Source organism: Streptomyces sp. NPDC050560, assembly GCF_044457285.1.
Classification (GTDB): Bacteria; Actinomycetota; Actinomycetes; order Streptomycetales; family Streptomycetaceae; genus Streptomyces.
In genome coordinates this window covers 132,454-156,894 of record NZ_JBITGT010000018.1, presented here as the reverse complement: position 1 = coordinate 156,894, position 24,441 = coordinate 132,454, and the positions used below count along the sequence as shown (strand labels likewise).

The 24,441-nt window shown below is 73.6% G+C and carries 21 protein-coding genes and 1 pseudogene; 8 read left to right on the top strand and 14 right to left on the bottom strand.

Annotated elements, in window-relative coordinates:
* Positions 1–428: 428 nt before the first annotated feature.
* The 3 genes from ACIBIW_RS32270 to ACIBIW_RS32260 all read left to right on the top strand — a co-directional run bounded on the left by ACIBIW_RS32270 (position 429) and on the right by ACIBIW_RS32260 (position 4,200).
* Entirely contained in the window at positions 429–2,276 is a 1,848-nt protein-coding gene (locus ACIBIW_RS32270; protein ID WP_399341321.1) for a glycoside hydrolase family 44 protein, read from the top strand.
* Positions 2,277–2,540: 264 nt separating this feature from the next.
* Positions 2,541–3,536: a glycoside hydrolase family 6 protein gene (locus ACIBIW_RS32265; RefSeq protein ID WP_399341319.1), complete on the top strand. Its 996-nt coding sequence runs from the start codon at positions 2,541–2,543 to the stop codon at positions 3,534–3,536.
* A gap of 187 nt (positions 3,537–3,723) precedes the next feature.
* Positions 3,724–4,200 (top strand): DoxX family protein, encoded by a 477-nt coding sequence (locus ACIBIW_RS32260; protein ID WP_399341317.1) that lies wholly within the window; start codon positions 3,724–3,726, stop codon positions 4,198–4,200.
* Positions 4,201–4,314: 114 nt separating this feature from the next.
* On the opposite strand, the gene ACIBIW_RS32255 is transcribed toward ACIBIW_RS32260, so the two are convergent.
* The 4 genes and pseudogenes from ACIBIW_RS32255 to ACIBIW_RS32240 all read right to left on the bottom strand — a co-directional run bounded on the left by ACIBIW_RS32255 (position 4,315) and on the right by ACIBIW_RS32240 (position 6,650).
* A complete protein-coding gene (locus ACIBIW_RS32255) occupies positions 4,315–4,638 on the bottom strand; it encodes a hypothetical protein (RefSeq protein ID WP_399341315.1) in 324 nt (107 codons plus the stop codon).
* Positions 4,635–4,925, bottom strand: a complete 291-nt coding sequence (locus ACIBIW_RS32250) for a hypothetical protein (protein WP_399341313.1) — start codon at positions 4,923–4,925, stop codon at positions 4,635–4,637. The genes ACIBIW_RS32255 and ACIBIW_RS32250 overlap by 4 nt, the downstream gene beginning before the upstream one ends.
* A gap of 129 nt (positions 4,926–5,054) precedes the next feature.
* Positions 5,055–5,678: pseudogene (locus ACIBIW_RS32245) on the bottom strand (lytic polysaccharide monooxygenase); the annotation flags it as partial.
* Positions 5,679–6,086: 408 nt separating this feature from the next.
* A complete protein-coding gene (locus ACIBIW_RS32240; RefSeq protein ID WP_399341310.1) occupies positions 6,087–6,650 on the bottom strand; it encodes a GNAT family N-acetyltransferase in 564 nt (187 codons plus the stop codon).
* Between the two features lie 145 nt (positions 6,651–6,795).
* Between ACIBIW_RS32240 and ACIBIW_RS32235 the strand changes: the two genes are divergently transcribed.
* Complete coding sequence (locus ACIBIW_RS32235) at positions 6,796–7,698, top strand: alpha/beta fold hydrolase (RefSeq protein ID WP_399341341.1); 903 nt, start codon at positions 6,796–6,798, stop codon at positions 7,696–7,698.
* A 38-nt stretch (positions 7,699–7,736) separates the two neighbouring features.
* Here the strand turns inward: ACIBIW_RS32235 and ACIBIW_RS32230 are convergent, their stop codons facing one another.
* Positions 7,737–8,783: a hypothetical protein gene (locus ACIBIW_RS32230; protein WP_399341308.1), complete on the bottom strand. Its 1,047-nt coding sequence runs from the start codon at positions 8,781–8,783 to the stop codon at positions 7,737–7,739.
* A 324-nt stretch (positions 8,784–9,107) separates the two neighbouring features.
* Here ACIBIW_RS32230 and ACIBIW_RS32225 point away from each other — a divergent pair, with 324 nt between their 5' ends.
* Both ACIBIW_RS32225 and ACIBIW_RS32220 read left to right on the top strand, forming a co-directional pair.
* The gene (locus tag ACIBIW_RS32225; protein WP_399341306.1) at positions 9,108–9,617 is read left to right on the top strand and encodes a tetratricopeptide repeat protein; all 510 of its coding nucleotides are present in this window, start codon (positions 9,108–9,110) and stop codon (positions 9,615–9,617) included.
* 124 nt (positions 9,618–9,741) lie between these two features.
* Positions 9,742–11,328, top strand: a complete 1,587-nt coding sequence (locus ACIBIW_RS32220; RefSeq protein WP_399341304.1) for a purple acid phosphatase family protein — start codon at positions 9,742–9,744, stop codon at positions 11,326–11,328.
* Between the two features lie 63 nt (positions 11,329–11,391).
* Here ACIBIW_RS32220 and ACIBIW_RS32215 read toward each other — a convergent pair whose 3' ends face one another.
* Both ACIBIW_RS32215 and ACIBIW_RS32210 read right to left on the bottom strand, forming a co-directional pair.
* Positions 11,392–12,519 (bottom strand): FAD-dependent oxidoreductase, encoded by a 1,128-nt coding sequence (locus ACIBIW_RS32215; protein WP_399341302.1) that lies wholly within the window; start codon positions 12,517–12,519, stop codon positions 11,392–11,394.
* Between the two features lie 210 nt (positions 12,520–12,729).
* Positions 12,730–13,716: a GNAT family N-acetyltransferase gene (locus tag ACIBIW_RS32210; protein ID WP_399341299.1), complete on the bottom strand. Its 987-nt coding sequence runs from the start codon at positions 13,714–13,716 to the stop codon at positions 12,730–12,732.
* A gap of 765 nt (positions 13,717–14,481) precedes the next feature.
* Between ACIBIW_RS32210 and ACIBIW_RS32205 the strand changes: the two genes are divergently transcribed.
* Entirely contained in the window at positions 14,482–15,225 is a 744-nt protein-coding gene (locus ACIBIW_RS32205; protein ID WP_399341297.1) for a nucleotidyltransferase domain-containing protein, read from the top strand.
* A gap of 112 nt (positions 15,226–15,337) precedes the next feature.
* On the top strand, positions 15,338–16,315 hold the full coding sequence (locus tag ACIBIW_RS32200) for a LysR family transcriptional regulator (RefSeq protein WP_399341340.1): 978 nt from the start codon (positions 15,338–15,340) through the stop codon (positions 16,313–16,315).
* Positions 16,316–16,330: 15 nt separating this feature from the next.
* Here the strand turns inward: ACIBIW_RS32200 and ACIBIW_RS32195 are convergent, their stop codons facing one another.
* The 7 genes from ACIBIW_RS32195 to ACIBIW_RS32165 are packed head-to-tail and all read right to left on the bottom strand — an operon-like array spanning position 16,331 to position 24,282.
* Positions 16,331–17,587 (bottom strand): VWA domain-containing protein, encoded by a 1,257-nt coding sequence (locus ACIBIW_RS32195; RefSeq protein ID WP_399341296.1) that lies wholly within the window; start codon positions 17,585–17,587, stop codon positions 16,331–16,333.
* Positions 17,584–18,567 carry an SRPBCC domain-containing protein gene (locus ACIBIW_RS32190; protein WP_399341293.1) on the bottom strand — a complete coding sequence of 328 codons (984 nt, stop codon included), beginning with the start codon at positions 18,565–18,567 and terminating at the stop codon, positions 17,584–17,586. The genes ACIBIW_RS32195 and ACIBIW_RS32190 overlap by 4 nt, the downstream gene beginning before the upstream one ends.
* Complete coding sequence (locus ACIBIW_RS32185) at positions 18,564–19,499, bottom strand: AAA family ATPase (RefSeq protein WP_399341292.1); 936 nt, start codon at positions 19,497–19,499, stop codon at positions 18,564–18,566. Before ACIBIW_RS32185 ends, ACIBIW_RS32190 begins: the two co-directional genes overlap by 4 nt.
* Positions 19,500–19,501: 2 nt before the next feature.
* A complete protein-coding gene (locus ACIBIW_RS32180; RefSeq protein ID WP_399341290.1) occupies positions 19,502–20,416 on the bottom strand; it encodes an XdhC family protein in 915 nt (304 codons plus the stop codon).
* Positions 20,417–20,471: 55 nt separating this feature from the next.
* Positions 20,472–22,868: an aerobic carbon-monoxide dehydrogenase large subunit gene (locus ACIBIW_RS32175; protein ID WP_399341289.1), complete on the bottom strand. Its 2,397-nt coding sequence runs from the start codon at positions 22,866–22,868 to the stop codon at positions 20,472–20,474.
* Positions 22,865–23,392 (bottom strand): (2Fe-2S)-binding protein, encoded by a 528-nt coding sequence (locus ACIBIW_RS32170; RefSeq protein ID WP_399341287.1) that lies wholly within the window; start codon positions 23,390–23,392, stop codon positions 22,865–22,867. The genes ACIBIW_RS32175 and ACIBIW_RS32170 overlap by 4 nt, the downstream gene beginning before the upstream one ends.
* 2 nt (positions 23,393–23,394) lie before the next feature.
* Positions 23,395–24,282 carry an FAD binding domain-containing protein gene (locus tag ACIBIW_RS32165; RefSeq protein ID WP_399341284.1) on the bottom strand — a complete coding sequence of 296 codons (888 nt, stop codon included), beginning with the start codon at positions 24,280–24,282 and terminating at the stop codon, positions 23,395–23,397.
* Positions 24,283–24,441: the final 159 nt, after the last annotated feature.

Here is a 24,441-nt window from a genome sequence, read left to right as displayed (position 1 = left end):
TCATCGGCCGTCGTCCGCATCTGGCCGCCGCTCTCGCGCGGCTCGCGCGGGACCCGGCCCGTGTCCCGAAAAGCGCCATGGAAGCGCTCCCATACCCCTCTGACTGTAACGAGTGGAATACCCGGGCGGAAGTAGCACACCGCAAACACTTGAAGGATCACGCGCTGGAGACGGACCCAAGTGACCGGGTCGAAACAAGAGTTGAACATCCTCTTGACGGCATCGGGTGGATGGCTGTTCTCTGGAAGCGCTCCCAGCCACCCCGGCCGACGCTCGGCCCGACGGCCCTCCATGTATGTCATGTCCCGGACAGGAAGGGCGAGTGCCTGAGGCACGTCGCTTCGGCACTCCGCCTCGTCCGGGCGTGGGACGTACCGGCCGCCGTGCTCGCGAGGGCATGCCGCGGTGCTCGTTCGTGCCGTGCACCCGTGACCCGTCAGGAGGGGCCCGTGCTCTCCACCCGGAAGGTTCTGCCGCCGCTGGCGGCGGCGATCACCGTCGTATGCCTTGCCACCGGCGCCCCGTACGCGGGCGCCGCGGCGGCGGGTCCCGCGCTGACCGTGGACGCCGCCGCCCAGGGCCACCCCATCAGCCGGGACATCTACGGCATGAACTTCGCCGACGCGTCCCTGGTCTCCGAGCTGAAGCTGCCCGTGGACCGCTGGGGCGGCAACGCGACCACCCGCTACAACTACCTGACGAGCACCAGCAACCGGGCCTCCGACTGGTACTTCGAGAACATCCCGGACGAGGTCGCCGACCCGGCCGCGCTGCCCGACGGTTCGGCCACCGACACCTTCGTCGAGAAGGACCGCGCGGCCGGCACCTCGACCGTCCTGACGGTGCCGCTGATCGGCTGGGTGCCCAAGGACCGTGAGAAGGCGTGCGGGTTCAGCGTCGCCAAGTACGGGCCGCAGCAGAGCACCGACGAGTGGATGCCGGACTGCGGCAACGGCCTCGGCACGGACGGCGCCCCGGTCACCGGCAACGACCCCGCCGACACCAGCACCCCGGCGGGCGCCGACTACGTGTCCGACTGGCTGGGCCACCTCACCGCCACGTACGGCACCGCGGACGACGGCGGTGTGCGCTACTACGACCTCGACAACGAACCCGACCTGTGGCACTCCACCCACCGCGACGTCCACCCGGACGGCGCGGGATACGACGAGATCGCGGAGCGCACCGAGGAGATCGCGGGCGCCGTCAAGGCCGCCGACCCCGCCGCGCGCACCCTCGGTCCCGTCGGCTGGGGCTGGAACTCCCTCACCCTCTCCGGCAAGGACCAGCAGGTCTGCAACGAGGAGGGCGGCGACTGCTGGAGCAACCCGCCCGACCGAGCCGCCCACGGGGGCGTCCCGTTCGCCGACTGGTACCTGCACCACATGGCCGCGTACGAGCAGGAGCACGGCGAGCGGCTGCTCGACTACTACGACAACCACTGGTACCCGCAGGGCACCGGCATCACGAGCGGCGACGAGAGCGCCGAGACCCGGGCGCTGCGGCTGCGCTCCACCCGGCAGTTGTGGGACCCGTCATACACCGACGAGAGCTGGATCGGCCAGCCGGTCGACCTGATCCCGCGGATGCGCTCGCTCGTCGACACCGACTACCCCGGCACCAAGCTGGCGGTCAGCGAGTACAACTGGGGCGCGCTCGACCAAATGGACGGCGCGCTCGCCGAGGCGGACGTGCTGGGCATCTTCGGCCGCGAGGGCCTCGACCTCGCCACCCTGTGGTCGCCCCCGGCACCCACCGACCCCGGCGCGTACGCCTTCCGGATGTTCCTCGACTACGACGGGCGGGGCGGTGCGTTCGGCGACACCAGTCTGACCGCGGGCAGCGACGACCCCGACCGGGTGTCGGTCTTCGCGGCCCGCCGCTCCGGTGACGGTGCGCTGACGCTGATGGTGGTGAACAAGTCCACCGAGGAGGTCACCGCGCCGCTCTCGGTCTCCGGCCTGTCCGGCAGCACCTCCGCACAGGTCTTCCGGTACGGCGCGGACGACCCGGGCACCATCGTCCACGCCCCCGACCAGGGCCTCGACGACGGCGCCGCGTCGCTCACGCTGCCCGGCTACTCGCTCACGGAGCTGGTCCTGCCCGGCACCGGCGAGGACGCCGCGCACCGCCGCGGCACCGACGCCCCCGTGTCGTCCCTCATGCCGACGGCGCACGAGCACACCGTGCCCCCGGCCAGGCCCACCCGGGCCCGTCAAGGCCACCCGGTGACGAGCGGCGATCTGCCCAGGACCCCGCCGTCACCTCGCCGCTAGGCCGTGTGAGCCGCGTACACGCCCCCGCGCGGCCCGGCCCGGCACACCGCCGGGCCCGGCGACACCGACAGCCGGGCCCGGCGGCCTCCCCCTCCCCGACCCACCGCACCGACACCTCCCCCCACGGGAAACCAGGCCCGTCCGGCCCGATCCGCCAGCCCCGCTTCGGGCCGGACGCCTCCCCCGCATCCCCCCATGGGACACGGCACCACCCGCTCCCCGCAGCGGGCCCCCACACGCACCCCCTCCCCTACAGGAGCCCCGATGGCCCCCAGCACCACGCTCCGCAGGTCCGCAGGCGCGGCGGTCTGCGCCCTGGCAGCAGCCCTCGCCACCGTCGCCGCCCCGGGCGGCGCCGCGGCGGCAGAGGACTCGCCGTTCTACGTCGACCCCGACACCAACGCCGCCCGGTGGGTGGCGGAGAACCCCGGGGACGCGCGCGCCCAGATGATCGCGGACCGGATCGCGAGCGTGCCGCAGGCGCGCTGGTTCACCGAGACCAACACCGACACCGTCCGCGCCGAGGTGGACGCGTTCGTCGGTGACGCGGCCGCGGCGGGCAAGGTCCCGATCCTGGTCGTGTACGACATCCCCAACCGCGACTGCTCGGGCGCGAGCAGCGGCGGTGCCCCCGACCACGCCTCGTACCGCGCGTGGGTCGACGAACTGGCGGCGGGCCTCGACGGCCGGGCGGCGACGGTGATCCTGGAGCCCGATGTGCTCTCCAACATGTCGACGTGCCAGGACGCCGGGCAGCAGGCCGAGACGGAGGCGTCGCTCGGGTACGCGGGCAAGGCCCTGAAGGCCGCGTCGGACCAGGCGAAGGTCTACTTCGACGCGGGGCACTCCAACTGGCTTGCGCCTGACGCGATCGCGAGCCGCCTGGTCGCGGCCGACATCGCGGACAGCGCCGACGGCATCTCGACGAACGTCTCCAACTACAACCTGACGGCCGATGAGATCGCTTACGACAAAGCGGTGTTGGCCGCCGTCGGTGATCCCGGACTGCACGCGGTCGTCGACACCAGCCGCAACGGCAACGGCCCGGCCCCGGACGCGGAGTGGTGCGACCCGGCGGGCCGCGCCATCGGCACGCCGAGCACGGACCAGACGGGCGACGAGCAGATCGACGCGTTCCTCTGGGTGAAGCTGCCCGGTGAGGCGGACGGCTGTGCGGGCCCCGCGGGCGAGTTCGGCCCGCAGCTCGCCTATGACCTGGCCACGGGAGCAGGCGCGGCGGGTGCCGCTCCCGGTCAGTGAGAACCGGTCGGGCGTACCGGCGGACGGTCTGTCGCGGGTGCCGGCCGGGCGGTGTGTGACTCCTCAGGCGGTTCAGGTTCCGCCGGGCCCCGGGGGTGGTCGCGCACCGCGCACCACTCCACGGAGCGCCCCGCCCGGGCTCCGTGGTCCTTCCTGATCATCGCTGCACGCGAGAAAGGGCCTCCCGATGAATCAGTTGGACAGACTGAGACCGCATGTGCTCGGACTCTTCCGGATAGTCGTGGCGTTGCTGTTCTTCCTCCACGGTGTGTCCACCCTCTTCCATGTGCTCGCCGCGTCGCACGGCGCCCGGCCGTCGGTCGGCGAGTGGCCGGGCTGGTGGGCCGCGCTCATCCAGTTCGTGACGGGCGCGTTCGTGCTGCTCGGCCTCGGCACCAGGAGCGCGGCGCTCGTCGGCTCCGGTTCCATGGCCTTCGCGTACTTCACCGAGCACCAGCCGCACGGGCTGCTGCCGATCCAGAACGGGGGTGAGCCTGCCGTCATGTTCTGCTGGGCGCTGCTGCTCATCGTGTTCCTGGGTCCTGGCAGCCTGACGCTCGGCACGGTGCTGACGCGGTTGCGCGGCGCAGGCGGTGTGCCGGCCGTGGTGCCGCCCGCGAACGGCGCCCCCGCGGCTGCGGCCGCGACGGCGACACGGGGGTGATCGTCGCCCCCTGAGACCGGCCGCCGACGGGTTGAGGGTCCCGTCGGCGGCCTTTCGCGTACGCGGAAAGCCGTGACGGGAGGGTGGTGCGGGGCGCGGTCGCGGGTGGGGCGCTCAGTGGCAGGCCGGGTCGTCGACGACGGCCTCATGCGCGGGCACGAACTTGGGATCGTCGTCGTCGGAGTCCTGGCTGTACGCCTTCGTTCTGGTATAGCCCCGCTTGCCGGGTCCCACGCACTTGGTGGCCAGGTTGCCGAAGCCATCGGGGAAGTTGTAGACCTCGACGGCGGTGTCGTCGCCGTGCCGCCCCTTCACCGGCGCGTCGCCCTTGCCGCGGGTCTCGTCGTAGTCGTCGCCGCAGCCGGTGGCGAGCACGAGCAGCAGGGCGCACCCGGCCGCCGCCACCGCGCCGCGCGCGAGTTGGCGGCGGGGTGTCACGGGGTGTCCTTGCAACTGCTGTCGGGCCGGATCTCGATGTTGGACGGCGCGTTGTCGTTGGTGGTGACATAGGCGCGGTTGCCGTGGCCGACGCACTTGGTGGCCAAGTTGCCGAAGCCGTCCGGGAAGTTGTAGACCTGCGCCGGTGTGTTGTCGCCCTGCTTGTCGGAGACGGGTGCGTCGCCCTTGCCGCGCTTGTCGTTGTAGTCACTGCACCCGCTGAGCACGGTCAGCGCCACGGCGGCGCCCACCGCCGCGCCCACCACGGCGTTCGTACGTCTGCGCATGGAAGATCCCCCCTGCCTCTGCGTTCGTCCGCGTACACAGACGCCCGCGGCAGAGGGGTGGTTCCGCGCCGGGGCGCCGGGCCGTGGCGGTGTGCCGCGGCCCGGCGCGGGGAACCGGGGGCCTCAGAAGGTCACTTCGCCGTTGCCGCCGTCGAAGACGACGTCGGAGCAGGAGAAGAAGTTCTCCTGGCTGTCGGAGCGCACCCACTGGATGAAGATGAGGCCGTCGCCGCTGCGGCCCGAGGGCAGCGCCTGGTCCCAGTAGTAGTGGCCGCCGTTCTGACCTGCCGAGCCCTCCTGGGGCGGGTCGGTGACGGTGTCGAGCAGCTCCAGGTCTGACCAGGCGAGCGGGGTGGTCGGGGACCAGCCCTGCTTGGTGAGGTACACCCGGAAGTCGCCCGGGTGGGCGGCCCAGTTGCTGTACTGGAGCTGGATCGTGGAGCCCGCGGTGAGGTGGGTCTTGGGCCAGTCGTCACGGGCCGCGTTGTACGCGGAGAAGTCGTAAGGGGACTTGTCGCCCGCGCTGCACAGGGTGCCGTCGGGCACGTAGCCCTCGCCCTGGCCGCCCGCGTTGGAGTCCAGTACGGCAAACCAGTTGTAGAGCGCGTTGGGGCCGCTCTCGGCGAGCGCGTCGGCACAGGCGGGGTTGCTCGGGTCGAGCGCGCCGGTGTCGGTCTGCGCGTTCTCGTAGCAGAGGTAGGTGCGCGAGCCGGGCGACATGGCCACACCGTGCGCCGAGGCCGGTGACGGCATGGACACGAACACCAGGGCGAGCGCGGCGGCTCCGAGGGCTCCCGCGAGGTGCCGCGGCCGCAGCGCGGGCCTCTTTCCTCTGTCGGTGTGTCGCTTGACCATGGGGCAGATCTCCTTGGGGGTGGAGTGTGGGGGGACTCTGGGCGGGCTCCCACGGGGAGGGCGCGCATGGACCCGGCCCATATGGGAGCGCTCCCACACGGTAACGCGACGCTTCTCCCGCGTAAATGGCGCGTCACCAACTCACCGGCCGGTCACGAAACTTCCTCGCATCACCCACGAAACACGCACAAGCGGAGGGGAGTTGGGGCGCGCGGTACGGGCTCGGCATCAGGGGTACGCGGGGGCGGGGTCGCGCGGCAGCACAAGCGGCCCACCCGGGTCCTCCCGCTCTCGGCAGGGGCTCCCTCAGGGCGTCCGCCGGGCCATGGCGGCCAGGGGGAAGGTGAAGGCGGCGTAGGCGCGGTCGTCCGTTTCGAAGTGGGCGGCCTCGGCCATCCCGTAGTGCCGGTGCACGGCGAGGGAGCGTTCGTTGGCCAACTCGACGAAGGCAACGGCCAGTTCGTAGTCGTCGCGCAGAGCCGTGGCAAGTGCGGCGAGCAGTTTCGTCAGCACGCCACGCCCCTGGAAGCGCTCGTCGACGGCGACGGGCCCGTAGAGGAGGAGCCGCCCCAGGTCCCGGCCGTCCGCCGCCTCGACGACCGCGGTGACGGCCACGGCCGCGGGATGTCCGGGCGGGAGGCCGCCGGGCTCGCTGGTGATCGCGAAGCCGGCGAGTTCCCCGTCGGCGTCGGCGACGAAGATGCCGGGGCCCGCCTGGAAGCGGTCGAGGAGCGCCGCGGTCATCTCGCCCTGCACGAAGCCCCGGCGTGCCCGTTCCTCGTCACTGAGCCCCACACCGCGGGCCTTGTCCATGAGGGACAGGATCGCCGCGTGGTCGTCGGCGCGGGACCTGCGTACGGTGATCGTCACACGGCCGACCTTACGCAACGCCGCCGACGACACGGATGCCGCCCCGCCGCGTCCTTCGCGGGGCCCGCGCCCGGCAGGACCGCCGCACGGGGCCCGTATCGGCTGGTGGCCAGTCCGCCGCGCCGGTAAGTTCCCGGCGGTGGACATGACGGAGGCCGGGGGCCTCGCATCGATGGACGACGGGGCGCGCATCCGCTGGCGGCGGCTGGGGCGGCGCGGGAGCGGGGAGCCGCCCGTGGTGCTGCTGCACGGCGGCCCCGGGCTGCCGGACTACCTGGAGGACGTCGCGGCGGCGGTCGCGGATCTCGCGCCGGTGCACCGCTACGACCAGCGGGGCACGGGCGGCTCCGAGTGGCGGGGCTGCCACACCCTCGCCCGGCATGTGCGCGACCTCGCCGGACTGCTCGACCTATGGGAGGCGCCGCGGGCAATGCTGGTGGGGCACTCCTACGGCAGCGACCTGGCCTGCCGTTTCTGCCTGGCCCATCCGGAGCGGGTGGCCGGGATGCTGCTGATGTGCGGGCCGTTCGTCGGCGACTGGCGTGCGGGGTACCGGCGCGAGCGCGCCCGCCGGATGTCCGCGGCAGAGCGCGACCGGCTCCGCGCGCTGGAGGAGCGGACACACCGCACGGCGGACGAGGAGGCGGAGCTGCTGACGCTGGCCTGGTCCACCGACCACGCGGAGCCGGTACGGGGCCGGAGCCGGGCCGCGCGTGCGGCCGTGCGGCGCCGACCGGTCAACTGGGACATGAACCGGGAACTCGGTGCCGAGGGGCGTACGGACCCGCTCGCCCCGCACCTCGACACGCTGCGCGTCCGGCTGCCCGAGCGGACGGAGATCATCGGCGCCGACCGGGCCCCCAGGCCACTGACGGCACTCGCCTCGCTCGCACACCGGCTCGGGGTGCCCCTGACCTGTGTCGAGGACGCGGGCCACGAGCCCTGGCTCGAACAGCCGGAGACGGTACGCGGCCACCTCCGGCGGTTCGTCCGGGCGGGCGGCACCACATGGGCGGGAGACGAGGGTGCGAGAGACGGGGCGGTGTGAACGAGGTGGGGCCCTGCTGTCGGAGGCGCGGCCACCGTTCATCCGGAGGTGTCGAGAAGGTCGGACAGGTCTCCCGAGCGCATCATCTCCAGCACCACCTGGGGGCTCTTCTTCGAGGTGGCGGTCACCTTCACGGTGGTGCCCGCGACCACCGAGACCTTGGCGTCCGCGAGCATGGTGTTCCAGGGGAGCCTGCTCAACCGAGTGGTGCCGTGGGCGAGTTCGGTGCGCAGGGCGGTGGCGGTCCGCTTGGCCTCCGCGGCGGAACCGGTGGTGCGACAGGCGACCTGGGTGAGCTTCTTCGGGTCGGAGCCGGTCACCCCGGCCCCCGTGGTGAAGTCGGCGGGCTTCGGGGAGGCGCCGCCCGCGGTGATGTGCCGGTCGGAGAAGGTGGCGGCGAGCGGGGTGCCCAGGCAGTCGGCGACGGCGCGCACCTCGGGGTCACGCGCGAGGGTATCGCCCTTGTTGTCGGCGGCCAGGTCCTTCGCCGCGGCCGCGGACTGCGCCCGTACGACGGTGTCCTTGCCGACCGCGATGACGTTGAAGTCGGCGGAGCCCCGGGAGAGTTGGGCAATGTCGCCGTTCTTGGCGACCGCGTCGTCGGCGGCGAGCCGCCACACCGTCAGGGGTCCCGCGCTGCCGTCCTCGTGGCCGCCGAGGCGCTTCGCCCCGTCGGCCACCGCCCCGGTGTCGACGCCGCCGTCGAAGCGGCCCGTGCCATGGGTCTCGCCGATCTCGATCGCGCGGTCAGCGGCGGCGCCGGAGAGCCCCAGCTTTCCGCGTGCCTCGACGTCACGGGCCTGGGTGGTGGGCCAGCCGTAGCCGCTGAGGGTGAAGAGTGTGCTGGGTGCCGTGCCGTCGCCCAGCGCGCGTTGCGCGGCGAGGTCACCGTAGGTGGTCCAGGCGCGGGCCCGGTCGGTGGCTCTGACCTGGGCGAGTTCCCTGAGGAGTGCGGGGCTGTCGGCTCCGACGGGGGGCGCGTCGGCGTTCGAGCCGTCGTCGTCACCGCCACCGCCGCAGCCCCCGGCGGCCAGTGTCGCCAGCACCACAACCGCCGCAGCAGCGGCGACCCTCGCGCGTCGCATCGGTACGTTCCCTTCGTCCGTGGAGACCCATGCCGTGAACCCGTGTGTGCACCCGTCGCGCACCCGTACGGGAACCGGTCTGGAAGAAACTGGAAACACCCCGCGTGACTGTACGGCGTCCAGAGTCCCCGAGGGGAGGGGTTGCGCCAAACATCACGCAGGCTCACGGCCGCAAATCCTTTGTATTTCGGTCAAGTTGGGTGCCAGCACGGGCTTGGACCCGGCTCCGGGGCGCCGTTTTCCGATGGCACACGGTGCGGAAACTGTGCGATCGCTGTGGAAACGCTTCCATTGCGGCTGGAGGGCGTACGGGATGATCTGCGTATGACGGAGAACGGTGACGGCGGCAGGGGCGGGCTGCTCGCAGCGGCGGTGGCGCTGCGGGAGAGCGGGCAACGGGAGCGGGCGCGGCGGGAGTTGGTGGCGCTGGCCGCGGCGTGGCCCGAGGACGCCGAGGTGGCGTACCAGACCGCGTGGGCCCATGACGTGCTCGGCCTTGAGGCGGAGGCGGTGCCGTACTACGAGCGCTGTCTGCGGCTTCCGGGGCTGCGGGGTGAGGACCGGCGGGGCGCGCTGCTCGGCCTCGGCAGTACCCTGCGCGTCCTCGGCAGATACGGCGCCGCGGTCGAGACCCTGCGCCAGGGCGTGGCGGAGTTCCCCGAGGACGGCGGGCTGCGCGCGTTCCTCGCCATGGCGCTGTTCAACACAGGCCGCCACGAGGAGTGCACCCGCCTCCTCCTGCGTCTTGTCGCCGCCACCAGCACGGACCCGACCGTCCTGGAGTACCGCGGGGCGATCGAGGGATACGCGGAGGATCTGACGGGCACGGTGTGAGGGTCCGACAGGCACGGCGTGAGGGCGCGGGGCGAGCCGGAGGGGGACTGCGGACAGCCCTCCGACACCGTTCGTTCGCCTCCCGTATGTCGGGGCCTCGACGCGCACTGACAGCTTCCCCGTTATGGATACTCCACAGATGGGCATCAAGGCCGAACTCGTCGAGAAGCTGAGCATGGCGGAGCAGCACGAGTACCTGCGGTCCCGGCTCACCAGACGGCGGCTTGTGCAGGGGGGCGCGGTCGCGGCGGGCGCCGTCGCGGTGTCCGGACTCGCCGCCGGGGCCGCGGGTGCCACAACACCGGCCCTGGTGGGCCGCCCGGCCACCGGGCACGGTGTGCACGGCTCGCTGGTCGCGCCGTTCGGGCGGCACCTCCAGTACGGGGCCGACCCGCGGACCCGGTTCACCGTCTCCTGGCAGGTGCCGCTCGCGGTCCGCCGGCCGTTCCTCAGGTACGGGCTCAAGCCGTGGTCGCTGGGCCACCGGGTCCCGGCCGAGGTGCGGGACCTGCACACCCCGCAGCTTCCGGGCAGCAGCCTGCCCGCGGTCGACCAGTACTACCACCATGTGACACTGAGCGGTCTGCGCCCCGGCACGACCTACTACTACGGGGTGGGCCACGAGGGCTTCGACCCGGCCGACGCCGCCGCCTTCGCCACGATCGGCAGCTTCACCACCGCGCCGTCCGGCAGGGAGAGCTTCACCTTCACCGCCTTCGGCGACCAGGGCGTCAGCTACCACGCGCTCGCCAACGACTCGCTGATCCTCGGCCGGAACCCCTCCTTCCATCTGCACGCGGGCGACATCTGCTACGCCGACCCCGACGGGTCGGGAGAGTCCTCGGACTCGGCCGACTACGACGCGCGGACCTGGGACCAGTTCCTCGGCCAGACGGAGTCGGTGGCGGCGCGGGTGCCGTGGATGGTCACCACGGGCAACCACGACATGGAGGCGTGGTACTCGCCGAACGGCTACGGCGGGCAGGAGGCACGCTGGACCCTCCCGGCCAACGGTCCCCGCCCGGCCAACCAGCCCGGGGCGTACTCCTTCGTGTACGGCAACACCGCGGTCGTCGCGCTCGACGCGAACGACGTGTCGTACGAGATCCCGGCGAACCTCGGCATCAGCGGCGGCGGGCAGACCGCGTGGCTCGACCACACCCTGGCACGCTACCGGGGGCAGCGCGGCATCGACTTCCTCGTGGTCTTCTTCCACCACTGCGCCTACTCCACCACCAACGAGCACGCCTCCGAGGGCGGTGTGCGCGAAGCCTGGGTGCCGCTCTTCGAGAAGCACCAGGTGGACCTGGTGATCAACGGCCACAACCACGTCTACGAGCGCACCGACGCGATCAGGTCAGGTGCGGTGTCGAAGCCGCTGCCGATCGGCGCCACCGTACGCCCGGCCACCGAGGGTGTCGTGTACGTGACCGCGGGCGGGGCGGGCAAGAGCCTGTACTCCTTCCCGGTCGCCGACTCCTACGAGGGCCACGTCGAGGACGTCGACTCGGTGGACAGCTACTACCAGGCCAAGGGCGGGCACGTCGCCGAGACGGTGCACTGGTCGCGGGTGCGCTACACCGGCTACTCCTTCCTGTCGGTCGACGTCCGCCCCGCCCACGCCGGGCGCGAGTCCACCCTGACGGTGTCCGCGATCGCGGAGAGCGGGGAGCGCGTCGACCACTTCACGGTGGCCCGCCGGGCGAGGTGACCGGCGCCGGGCGCCCGCCGCGACTGCCGTGCGGCGGGCGGCGGGCGGCGGGCGGCGGGCGGCCTAGCTGGGCCGCTCTGCATGGTCCCGGCTGAAGAACGCGATCATCTCTTCCTTCGTGGGTTCGCGTTCGGCCTGGGTGTTGGCGGCGGCGCTGCGGGGGAACATGACGCGCTCGTACGCGTCGAGCGCGGCCTCGGTGTCGTCGCGGTGGGCGGCGACGGCCTCGCCGAGTTCCGCGCCGTCGAGCATGGCGAGATTGGCGCCCTCGCCGTTGGGGGCGGCGAGGTGGGCGGCGTCGCCGACGAGCGTCACCCCCGCCACCCTGTTCCAGCGGAGCCCGACCGGCAGGGTGTGGTGGAGGCGCAGCAGCGGCGCGGTGTCGGATTCGGTGATCAGGGCGACGGCGTCCGGTGTCCAGCCGTCGAACTCGGCCGCGATCCGTGCGGTGGCGGCGGCCGGGTCGGTGAAGTCGACGGCGTCGAACCACTCCTGGGGCCTGGGCAGCATGACGTAGGTGTGCACGGTGTCGCCCTTCTCCCGGTGTGCCGCGAGCCCCAGTTCGCTCCCCTCCCGGTCGAACACGCCGAAGGTGCCGCCGCCGACCGCCTTCGCGACGGCCGGGTGCCTGGTGTCGGCGTCGTACAGGTAGGTCTCGACGAACGACGTGCCCGCGTACTCGGGCGTGACGTCGGACAGCAGCGGTCGCACGCGCGACCAGGCGCCGTCGGCGCCGACGAGCAGTTCCGTGGTGACGCTGCTCCCGTCGGTGAACGCCACCTCGTGGCGGCCGCCGCCGAGGGCGCGGACGGTGTCGGCCCTGCGGCCCCACCGCACGGTGCCCGCCGGGAGGGAGTCGAGCAGCATCTGCCGCAGGTCGCCGCGCTGCACCTCGGGGCGCCCTCCGGTGCCGTCGTCGGGCTGGTCGAGCAGGACGGTCCCCTCGCTGTCGACGAAGCGCACCGCCTGGCGGCCCTCCAGGATGATGGCGCGGAACTCGTCCATCAACCCGGCCGCCTGCAAGGCGAGTTGGCCGTTGTAGTCGTGGATGTCGAGCATCCCGCCCTGGTTGCGGGCCTGCGGGGACGGCTCCGCCTCGTAGACCACGGAGGGGATGCCGTGGACGTGCAGGACGCGGGCGAGGGTGAGGCCGCCGAGTCCGGCGCCGATGATGGTGACAGGGGTGCGCATGGCCACTCCTCGGGTGTCGCGGTCCCGCCGGGCGGGCGCCCGGCGGAGTCCACGCCAACGTGTCACCCGGCGCCGACAGGGCACGTACACCCGGGCGACAGCCCCTACAGGCCACCGACAGCGCCCTGCGGTGACCGGCCGCCGCCCACGGCGACCGGGGGCCGGAGGGCGCCCGGTGCCCCGCCGCGGACGCGGTGTCGCGCGACCGCCCTACGTCGCCTCCCGTGCCGGTGCCGGTGTCGGCGGCCCTGACCAGGTCATGTTGATCTCGTGCTGGAAGTCGACGTAGCCCGCGCGGCGGAAGGCGTGTGCCATCGGGGTGTTGCCGACGTCGGTGGAGGCGCGGACCCGGGGGACGTCCTGTGCGGCGAGGACGCGGGTGCCCTCGGCGAGGAGGTCGTCCACATGGCCCCTGCCCCGGTGGGCGGGCAGGACCCCGATATAGGCGATCACGGCGTTGTAGCCGTTGTGCGCGGGGAGGACGAAGCCCACCGGCTCCCCGCCGGGCAGGGTCGCCACGCGCCACCAGTCCCGTGGGGAGCGCAGGCGCGCCAGTTCCCCCTCGTAGTGGTCGGCGGCCGCGGCGGGCGCGGACATCCGGGTCAGGTCGGCGCGGCCGTGGGCGTCGAGCGTCCCGTCGAGGACCGAGGTCATCAGCGAAAGCAGTTCCGCCCTGCCGTGGACCGGGCGGAAGCGCAGCCGCCCCGAGGGCGCGGGCAGCGGTGTCCCGGGGCGCCACTCAAGGCGCAGCCGCTCGACGAAGAGGCGGGCGCCGGTCCGTTCGAGCACCGTCATGCGGTCCCGCACGGGCCCCGCCGTCTCGGGGTGCTCGCCCCAGTCGGACGGGACGTAGCGGCCGTACTCGGGCGGCGGCGCCCCCTCGGCGACGGTGGCGGCCAGCGCGGTGCGCAGCAGCCGCTCCCCCGCCTCAAGGCGTTCGGGGCGCGGTGCGGTGTCGTCGAGGTCGAGGAAGTCGAGGAGCAGCGGGGCGCTGGCGCCCGGCCGGCTCCACCAGGCGAGTCTGGCGAGCAGGCGGTCGCCGCGCAGGGCGACCCACAGCCACTCGGGGCGGCGGCGGCCCGAGTCGAGGTCGCCGGCCAGCTCCCCGTTGTTCAGGTACGGGAGCCGGCGGAAGAGGTCGAGTTCCGCGCGCCCGGTGATCGGGCGCACGGTCAGGTCGTACGGTGTCACGGTCAAGGCACTCTCCGGATGAGGGCGCCCGTCCGCTCCGGGGTCAGACGCGGTGCGCACCCCGGGAGGGGACAAGCGCGGTCGTCGTGGCGATCATGGGCTTATCCCTCCTCTCTTTTGCGATCCGCGCCCTGGTGGCGCGGCGTCGGCGGTCACTCTCGCGGGCTCTCCCGCGGGTCCGCAACCGGTTTTCGACAGGTCGCTCCGGGGCGTGACCGGTCCCGTGGCGGGTGAGTACGGTGCGCCTGGGCGCCTGTGCGGGTGAGCGGGTGAGCGGCACAGGCGGTGGCGGCGCGGCTCGCGGGGACGCCTCGCCCGAGGGCAGCTCACGGGGGACGATGCCGTCGCCGAGGTCGCCCGCCCTCATGTACGAGCCGTCGGGGGCCATGCCCATGCACCGCGCCCGCTCCCGCTCCCCGTGCCGGTCCGTGAGGAGCCGCTTGCGTGAGGCGACGTCCCAGACCCGCAGGGCGCCGTTGAACCCCCGGTGACCAGGAGCAGGCCCTCGCGGTCCGTGGCGGGGCACGCGCCCGGCCCGGCGTCGCGCGTGTCCCCTCGCCCGGCATGGTGCCCTGCGCCCACGGGACCCGTCCGCGATGCCAGGAATCCGTCAGCGGAACGGGGCCGCGCTGTGCGAGGATGCGCCCCCGGGCGCCCGCCACGGCGGCGTCCCGGGAGGTGCCGAGGCGCGGGAGAGGTGAGGTGCATGGCGGAGGACGACACGATCGCGGTGTCCGGCGGTGTCCGGGCCGACTCCCCCGGCTCCGCCCGGTGTTGAGCGGCGACGGCGGCCGTCCCGCGCCGCGGGACGCCGCGCGCGGGGCGGCGCTGCGGCTGCATCCGGACGCGCGGGCCGTGGTGCTGGGGGGCAGTGTGCTGACGTCGGCCCGTACCGCGTACTCCGACCTCGACCTGGTCGTCCTGCTCGACGGGGCGCCCGCTCCGTACCGGCTGAGTCTGGCCGAGGCGGGCTGGCCCGTGGAGGTCTTCGCGCACACCGTGGAGAGCTGGCGCGGCTTCGTCGACCGGGAGACCGCCCGGCGCAGGTCGCCGCTGCTGTTCCTGTGCGCCCGGGGCGAACTCGTCCACGACCGCGACGGCTGCGGCGCCGCGCTGGTGGCCGAGGCGCGGCAGCGGGTGGCCGCGGGGCCGCGGCCGATCGGGGCGTACGAGCTGGAGCCGTACCGTTACGCGCTCACCGACCTGCTGGACGATCTGCGGGGCTGCGTCGACCCCGCGGAGCGGACGTTCGTCGCGGCGGAGATCGCCAGGCGCACCGCCGAGCTTGCGGTGCTGGTGCGCGGCGGCTGGGTGGGCACCGGGAAGTGGGCGGCGCGGCGGCTGCGGGAGGTGGCGCCCGAGACGCTGCGGGAGATGGAGGCGGCGGTGCGTGCCTGCCTCGGCGACGAGGACCCCCACCCCCTGCTGGACGTGGCAGGCGCGGTGCTCGACGAGGCGGGCGGGCCGCTGTGGGAGGGGTTCAGGCGGGCCGGGGACGTCGCGCCCGCGCCGTGAGCGCGGCACCGGGTGATCGCCCGGGTGATCGGTGCGCGCGTGGACAACCGGCTCACGACCCGTAGCCCTCCCGTCGCCGTTGGGATAGCGTGCTGGTCAGAAGACCGCTCATCTGGGCAAACGGAGGCGCAAGCTGACGCCGACACAACTACGGGCGTACCTGGCGACGGTACGGGGCGGGTCGCTGAAGGCCGCCGCCGCGGACCTCGACGTGACCGAGCCCGCCATCTCGCTGCACATCGCCCATCTGCGCAAGGAACTCGGGGACCGGCTCTTCGCCAGGACCGCGAGCGGTCTCGCGTTCACCCCGGGCGGGCTGCGGCTCGCCAGCAGGGCCGCCGAGCTGCTGGGGTTGCAGAGCCGTACCATCCTGGAGGTCAGCCAGGCGGCGTCGGGGCGCCGACTGCTGCGGATGGCGGCGTCAAGCCTCTTCGCCGAGTACGCGGCCCCCGGGCTCATCGAGCTGTTCGCGGGGCGCGCCGACGACCTCGACGTGGAGCTGAGCGTGCTCAATCCGCAGGACTTCGCGGCCCAACTGTCCTCGCGGGCCGTCGATGTCGCGCTCGGGCCGCCGCCCGCCACCCTCGACTCCTCGCTGAGCTGCACCCCGTTCCTCAACTACCAGATGGTGGCGGTGGTCGCGGCCGGGCACCCGCTCGCGGGCGGCAGGGTCGGACAGGCCGAACTGCGGGGCCAGACCTGGCTGCTGGGGCCCTCGGCGGTGGGCAGGCTCGGCATGGTGCCGACGGTGCTGCGGCGCCTCGGGGTGCCCGAGTCGAACCAGCAGATCTTCCAGAGCCACGCCGCGGCCGTCGAGGAGGCCAAGCACGGCAGGGGGATCGCCCTCAGTGTCGCGTTCGCCGTCTCCAAGGACCTCGCGGCCGGGGTGCTCGCCCAGGTCACCGGGCCCTCGCTGCCGGCGCGCGGGTCGTGGAACGTCTTCACCCTGCGGGACCGCGACGCGCCGCCCCCCGCGGCCGAGCTGGCCCGTTTCGTCACCACACCGCGGGCCACCCAGGCCATGCTGCGCGGCGCCGGGGTCACCGCGGGCCGGTTCAAGCCCGCGATCCACGTCACGCTCTGGAGCTGACGCGCGTGCCGTCCCTCACCGCCCGGCGGGCGCAGGGGGGCGCCGCGCTCCCCAGGACGCGGCCCTGATCTCGTCCACCGCCCGCAGCAGGGACGTGAAGGTGCCGCCCGGCAGCAGCGCGTCGACATGGGGCAGCGCGGCCCGCATCGCCGCGGTGCCCGGCACATAACCGGGCGCGTCCGCACGGGGGTTGAGCCAGATGACGCGGTGCGCGCGGCGCCGCAGCCTGGCCGCCGCGGCGCCGAGCCGCTCCGGCGGGTCGGCGTCCCAGCCGTCGGAGCCGACGATGACGACGGCGCCGCGCAGCAGGCCGCCGTGGTGTGAGGCCAGCACCTCCCGCAGGCAGCCGGCGATCCTGGTGCCGCCGAAGCGGTCGGCGACCTGCTCCGAGGCGCCTGCCACCGCCGCCGTCGCCGAGCGGTGGCCGAGCACGGCGGTCAGCCGGGTCGGCGCGGTGGCGAAGGCGAACACCTCGGCGCCGGGCGCCGCCACCGCCAGCGCCCGCATGACGTGCAGATAGGCCACGGCGTACGGCTGCATGGAGCGGCTGACGTCGCAGAGCATCACCACCCGGCGCGGCCTCGGCACCGGGCCCGCGTACACCGGGCGCACCATCTCGAAACCGGTGCGCCTGGCGCGGGCCAGTGTCGCCCTCGGCAGCAGCCGCGCGCCGTCCTTGCGGGGCGCGAGACGGCGTGAGCGGCGTGTCGGCCATACCCGCAGGGCGGCTTCGAGGCGGGCGCCGAGCGCGGCGGCGTCCGGGGGTTCGAGCTGTTCGAAGGGGGTGTCGAGCAGTCCGGCGAGCGCGCTGGGCAGCCGCTCGGGCACGCCGCGCGCATGCTCCCCCGCGGTCTCTGCGGCGGCCACCGCCGCCGGGCGTGTCACCCAGGGCAGACCGTCCCGCCCCGGCGCGTCCACCGGGGCGCCGGGCGGCATCCTGGCGGGGCGGTCCCGGCCCCTGGCGGCACTGCCGGGGGCGGAGCGCCGTGCGTGCGGGTCGAGCCCGAGCACCGCGTCGCCGAAGACGGCCGCGAAGACCTCCTCGAAGGCGGGCAGGTCGTCGTGGTGGCGCACCAGGCAGATACGGGCCGTCCAGTACAGCCCGGTGCGGTCCGCCGCGCACCCGGCGGCAAGCGCCCGTACCAGGTCGGCCGCCTCGGCGGGCCCGGTGCGCACGCCGCGCGTACGCAGCCGGTCCACGAGGGCCGCGGCGAAGGCGGCCCGGTCCACGGCGGGCAGCAGCGGCGCGGCGCGGCCGTCCGCGCCGTTCACCTGACGAGGAAGTACACGACCACCGCGATCACGATCAGCACCACCACGGCCGCCGGTATCACCCGCTTGTACACCGAGCCGCCCGCGAGGCTCATCAGGTCCAACGCCTCGGGCTCCTCCGCGGCGGCCGGGGTGCGCGGGGTGCTTGACGTGCTCGGGGCGCTTGACGTGCTGGCGGTGCCCGACGCGGCGGGTGCCGCGGCGGCCGGTTCGGGGGCGGCCTCAGGTGCGCCGACGGCGGGCGGCTCCTCGGCGGTGGCCTCGTGGGGTACGGGGGCCGGTGGCGTGGGCCGCTCGACGGGCGGCGCCGCGGCCGCCGCGGGCTCCGGCCGGGGCTCGGGGCGCTCCGGCGACGTCTCGGTGAGGGTGCCGGTCGTGGTGGTGCCTGCGGTGTGCGCCGCGTCGGGGGCCGACGCCCCCGCGGGCGCGGGGCGCGGGGTGGTCTCCGGTGTCCCCGCGGGCGCGGTGCCCGCCGCCTCCCCGGACCCCGCGGGCGCCGCTCCCGGCTCCGCGGTCTGCGCGGGCGCCTCGGCGGCCGGGGCGTGCAGCTTCTCCTCCAGGTTGGCGACGAACTGGCCGAGCAGCTTCTGCGAGATCTCCTTGATCATGCCGCTGCCGAACTGGGCGAGCTTCCCCGTGATGTTGAGGTCCGTCGCCACGGTGACCGCGGTGCCGTCGCCGTCCGGCGCCAGCCGCATGTCGATCAGCGCCGAGGCGTTGCCGCCGCCGCGCGCGTCCCTGCCCTTCGCCCTGACGACCGCGCGCCGTGCCTCGGGGTCCGACTCCACGAACTGGGCGGTCCCCGCGAACTGGCTGACGACCGGGCCGACCTTCACCTTGACCTTGCCCTGGTAGACGTCGCCCTCGATGCCCGTGAGCTGGGCGCCCGGCAGACACGGGGCAAGGCCCTCCAGGTCGGTCAGCGCCTCCCACGCCCGCTCCACCGGGACCCCGACGACGAACGCGTTGTCGATCTTCATGCTTCACTCGCTTCCTCTTCGTGGGCCTCGCCGCGCCCGCCGGGGGCGCCCGCGCCGAACGCGGCCAGGACGGCCGTGCGGTCGTCGGGGCTCTTGGCGAGGGTGCTCAGCGTGCGCAGCAGGTCCGCCCGTACCAGCCGGGTCACCCCGAGGGCGGTCAGCGCGGCCAGCCAGTCGATGGCCTCCGCCATGCCGGGCGGCTTGTCCAGGTCGAGCGCCCTGACCCGGCCGACGAACGCGGTGGCCGAGGCGATCAGCGGCTCCGCGGCGCCCGGCACCGCGTGGCGCAGGATCTCCGCGGCGCGCTCGGGCGCGGGGAAGTCGATCCAGTGGTAGAGGCAGCGGCGCCGCAGCGCGTCGTGCAGCTCCCTGCTGCGGTTGGACGTCAGCACGACGAACGGGGGCCGCTCGGCGGCGAAGGTGCCCACCTCGGGCACCGTGATCGCGTGCTCGCCCAGGAACTCGAAGAGCAGCGCCTCGAACTCGTCGTCGGCGCGGTCGATCTCGTCGATCAGCAGGACGGGCGGTACGGGCCCCGGGTGGCGCAGCGCCTTCAGCAGGGGCCGCTCGTGCAGGAACTCGGCGGTGAACAGATCGGCCTCGCCGAGCGCGCCGCCGCGTGCCTCCGCGAGCCGCACCGCGAGCAGTTGGCGCTGGTAGTTCCACTCGTACAGGGCCTCGCCCGCGGTCAGGCCCTCGTAGCACTGGAGCCTGATCAGCGGCGTGCCGAGGGCGGCGGCGACGGCGAGGGCGCAGCTCGTCTTGCCCACCCCGGGCTCGCCCTCGACGAGCAGCGGCCTGCCCAGCACGGTGGCCAGGTGGAGCGCGGTCGCCAGGCCGTCGTCGACGAGGTGGCCCGCGGCGGCGAGGCGGCGCCGCACGTCGTCGGCGCCGGTGAACCCGGCGGGCCCGGTGGAGTCGGGTACCGGCACCCTCAGGCCCCCAGCCGCTCGGCGTGCCGGTCGCGGCAGTGCGGGGAGCAGAAGTAGACCTCGCCGCCTTCCGGGTCCGTCAGCCGTGGTGTGCCGTCGACGACGGTGACCGTCATACCGCAGACCGGGTCGACGGCCTGGACGGGGGCGGGCGGTGCGTCGTCCGGCGGGGGCGGGGGTGTGGCGCGTACGGCGGCCACCACCTCGGCCATGATCGACAGGGCGACCTCGGGGGCGGTGCGGGCGCCGATGTCGAAGCCCGCGGGGGTGTGGACACGGGCGCGCTCGGCGTCCGTCAGGCTGAGCCCTTCGAGGACGGCGCCGCCGCGGGTACGGCTCGCGACCAGCGCCACATGGGGCACGCCCGCGTCGAGCGCGGCACGCAGCGCCGCCTCCTCGTCGCGGCCGTGCGCGGCGATCACCACGGCGGCCGTGTCGCCCGGCGGCGGCATTGGCAGCGTGCGCGAGACGGTGTAGCCGAGGAGTTCTGCCACCGCCTCGACGGCGGCCGCGATCGGGGTGCTGCCGACGACCTCCACCAGCGGCGGCGGCAGCACGGGGCGCAGGAAGATCTCCAGGGCGCCGCCGGAGAGGCAGGGGTTGACGACCACCTCGGCGCCCGGTGCGCGGGGGAAGTCGCGCTCGCCCTCGGGCAGCACCCGCAGCAGCAGCGGGCCGCCGTCCGCGAGGGTGCCGAGGGCGGCGGTGCGCACCGAGCCCTCGGCGCACACCCCGCCGACGAAGCCGTCGATGGAGCCGTCCGCGAGGACGATGGCCTCGTCCCCGGGGTGCGCGGAGGACGGGACCTGGGCGCGCACCACCGTGGCGTGCACGAACGGCACCCGCCGGGTGCGCAGTTCACGCACCCGCTCCCCCACGGTGCCCGCGGGTGTCACGGGCGATGCCAGTACGGACACGGCCGCCTCCTTGCCTCACATTGCCGCACGATCTGTCACCTGCCGCCCCGGCGTGTCATACCGGCGGGGTGGGTGTGCCCTGCATGGCCTCCCACACCCGGGAGGGGGTGAGCGGCATGTCGGCGTGGCGCACGCCGAACGGCTTCAGGGCGTCCACCACCGCGTTGACCACGGCGGGCGGCGAGCCGACGGTGGCGGACTCTCCGACGCCCTTGGCGCCGATGGGGTGGTGCGGGGACGGGGTCACGGTGAACCCGGTCTCCCAGTCGGGGACTTCGAGCGCGGTCGGGATGAGGTAGTCCATGAGGGAGCCGCCGAGGCAGTTGCCGTCCTCGTCGAACGAGATCATCTCCATCAGGGCCATTCCGACGCCGTCGGTGAGGCCGCCGTGCACCTGCCCCTCGATGATCATCGGGTTGATGCGGGTGCCGCAGTCGTCGACCGCGACGAACCTGCGCACCTTGACGACGGCGGTGCCCGGGTCGACGTCCACCACGCAGATGTACGCGCCGTGCGGGTAGGTCAGGTTCTCCGGGTTGTAGCAGATCTGCGCTTCGAGGCCGCCCTCGATGCCCTCGGGCAGGTCGCCCGCGCCGTGCGCCTTCATCGCGATGTCCTGGATGGTGACGGCGGCGGTGGGGTCGCCGGTGACGTGGAACGCGCCCTTGGCCCACTCCAGTTCGGAGACGGGGACCTCCAGCATCCCGGACGCGATCAGCCGCGCCTTGTCGCGCACCTTGCGGGCCACCAGGGCCGCGGCGGCGCCGGAGACCGGGGTGGAGCGGCTGCCGTAGGTGCCGAGGCCGAACGGGGTCTGGTCGGTGTCGCCGTGCACCACGTCGATGTCGTCCGGCGGGATGCCCAGCTCCTCGGCGACGATCTGCGCGAACGTGGTCTCGTGGCCCTGCCCCTGGGTCTGCACGGAGAGCCGTACGACCGCCTTGCCGGTGGGGTGGACCCGCAGCTCGCAGCCGTCGGCCATGCCGAGGCCGAGGATGTCCATGTCCTTGCGGGGCCCGGCGCCGACCGCCTCGGTGAAGAACGAGACCCCGATGCCCATGAGTTCGCCGCGTGCGCGCTTCTCGGCCTGCTCGGCGCGGAGCCTGTCGTAGCCGGCCAGCTCCTTCGCCACCTCCATGGTGGGCAGGTAGTTGCCCGAGTCGTACACCCAGCCGGTCTTGGTGCGGTACGGGAACTGCTCGGGGCGGATGAAGTTCTTCGAGCGCAACGCGACCGGGTCCATGCCGAGTTCGTCGGCGAGGCAGTCCACGATCCGCTCGACCAGGTACACGGCCTCGGTGATGCGGAAGGAGCAGGCGTACGCGACGCCGCCTGGGGCCTTGTTGGTGTAGACGGCGGTCATCGAGCAGTACGCGGCCTCGATGTCGTAGCTGCCGGTGAACACCCCGAAGAAACCGGCCGGGTACTTCACCGGGGCGGCGGTTCCGTTGAACGCGCCGTGGTCGGCGAGCACATGGGTGCGGATGGCGAGGATGCGGCCCTCGGAGGTGGCGGCGATCTCGCCGCGCATGATGTAGTCGCGGGCGAAGCCGGTGCTGATCAGGTTCTCCGAGCGGTCCTCCATCCACTTCACCGGCTTGCCGGCGAGCAGCGAGCCGACGATCGCGCACACGTAACCGGGGTAGATCGGCACCTTGTTGCCGAAGCCGCCGCCGATGTCCGGGGAGATCACCCGGATCTTGTGCTCGGGCAGGCCCGCCACGATCGCGTACAGGGTGCGGTGCGCGTGCGGGGCCTGGGTGGTGGACCAGAGGGTCAGCTTGCCGTCGACGGCATCGTAGTCGGCGACCGCGCCGCAGGTCTCCATCGGCGCGGGGTGCACCCGGGGGTAGACGATGTCCTGCTCGACCACCACGTCGGCGCGGGCGAAGACGGCCTCGGTGGCGTCGGCGTCACCCGTCTCCCAGTCGAAGCAGTGGTTGTCGGTCTTGCCTTCGAGGTCGTCCCTGATCACCGGGGCGTCCTCGGCGAGCGCGGTGCGCACGTCGACGACCGGGTCGAGCTGCTCGTACTCGACGTCGATGAGTTCGAGGGCGTCGCGCGCGGAGTAGCGGTCCTCGGCGACGACGAACGCGACCTCCTGGCCCTGGAAGCGCACCTTGTCGGTGGCGAGGACGGCCTGGACGTCGTTGGACAGCGTGGGCATCCAGGCGAGGTTCTTCTCCGCGAGCATCGCGCCGGTGACGACGAGGCGCACCTTGGGGTGGGCCTCGGCGAGGCTGGTGTCCACGGACACGATCTTCGCGTGTGCCATCGGGGAGCGCAGGATCGCCAGGTGCAGCATGCCGGGGAGCTGGACGTCGTCGACGTAGCGGCCGCGGCCGCGCACGAACCTGGGGTCCTCCTTGCGCAGCATCCGGCCGTGCCCGACCGGCTTGTGGTTGTTGTCCTCGAACTCGACGCGCCCGGTGCCCGGGGTGACGGTGGTCATGACGCGCTCCCCGCGGTCGTGGCGGCGCCGGGGGCGCCGTCGGAGGTGACGCTCTGGCGGGTGCCGGCCTCCTCGGCGGCGGCCCACTGGACGGAGCGCACGATGGTGGCGTAGCCGGTGCAGCGGCAGATCTGGCCCGAGATGGCCTCCCGGATCTCCGCCTCGCTCGGGTGCGGGGTGCGGTCGAGCAGCGCCCGCGCCGTCATCATCATCCCGGGGGTGCAGAAGCCGCACTGGAGGCCGTGGCACTCCATGAACCCCCGCTGTACGGGGTCGAGTTCGCCGTCCCGCTCCAGGCCCTCGACGGTGCGCACGTCGTGGCCGCCCGCCATCGCCGCGAGCACCGTGCACGACTTGACCGGCTCGTCGTCGAGCCAGACCGTACAGGTGCCGCAGTTGCTGGTGTCGCAGCCCCAGTGGGTACCGGTGAGCGCCAGATGGTCGCGCAGGAAGTGGACGAGCAGCAGTCGGCCCTCGATGTCCCTGGTGACCTCTTCACCGTTGACGGTCATCGTCACCTGCATGATCACTCTCCCTTCCCGGGGGCCGCCGTGGCCCTGGCGACGGCGGTGCGCAGCACCCGGACGGTCAGTTCCCTCGCCAGATGGCGCTTGTAGTCGGCGCTGCCGCGGCGGTCGGTGACCGGGTCGCAGGACCCGGCGGCGATGTCGCCCGCGCGCCCGTACAGCTCCTCGGACGGCTCCTGGCCGCGCATCGCCTCGTCGACGCCCGCGATGCCCGCCGTGCCGGGGCCCACCGCGGCGAGCCCGACCCTGGCCGAGGCGATCACCCCGTCCACCAGGCGCACCGCGGCGCCCGCCGACACCACCGCCCAGTCCCCGGCGCGCCGCTCCACCTTCTCGTAGGCGCTCGACGAGCCGGGCAGCACGGGGAAGCGGACCTCGGTGAGGATCTCGGCGTCCTCGACGGCGGTCTCGTAGGGGCCGCGGTGGAAGTCGGCCATGGACACGACGCGTTCGCCGCCCGAGCCGCGGATCACGCACTCCGCGTCCAGCGTGGTGCACACCGCCGACAGGTCCTCCGAGGGGTCGGCCTGGCAGAGCGAGCCGCCGAGGGTGCCGCGGTTGCGCACCACGGGATCGGCGATCACCCGCTCGGCGTCCCGGAAGATCGGGAGGGCGGCGGCCAGCTCGGCGGACTCCAGCAGCTCGCGGTGGCGGGTCATGGCGCCGATGCGGATGCGGCCCGGCTCCACGGTGATACTGCCCAGCTCGTCGTGGAGGTCGTTGATGTCGATCAAATACTCGAAGTTGGCCAGGCGCAGCTTCATCATCGGCAGCAGGCTGTGGCCGCCCGCGACCAGCCTCGCGCTGTCGCCGAGCCGTTCCAGCAGGCCGATCGCCTGGTCGACGCTGCCCACGCGCTCGTACTCGAACGGAGCGGGAACCTGCATGAGGGCACTCCCTGGGGGTCGGTTCGTGCCGCCATTGGGCGCCCTCGGTGCCGGGGGTGTCAACAGCCGCTTAAGCACTCGCTTATGTCCCCCGCGGGGCGCCGGGGGCGCGCATAAGTGACTGCTTAACCCGCTGTTGACGGCGGTGCGCCCGCTGCC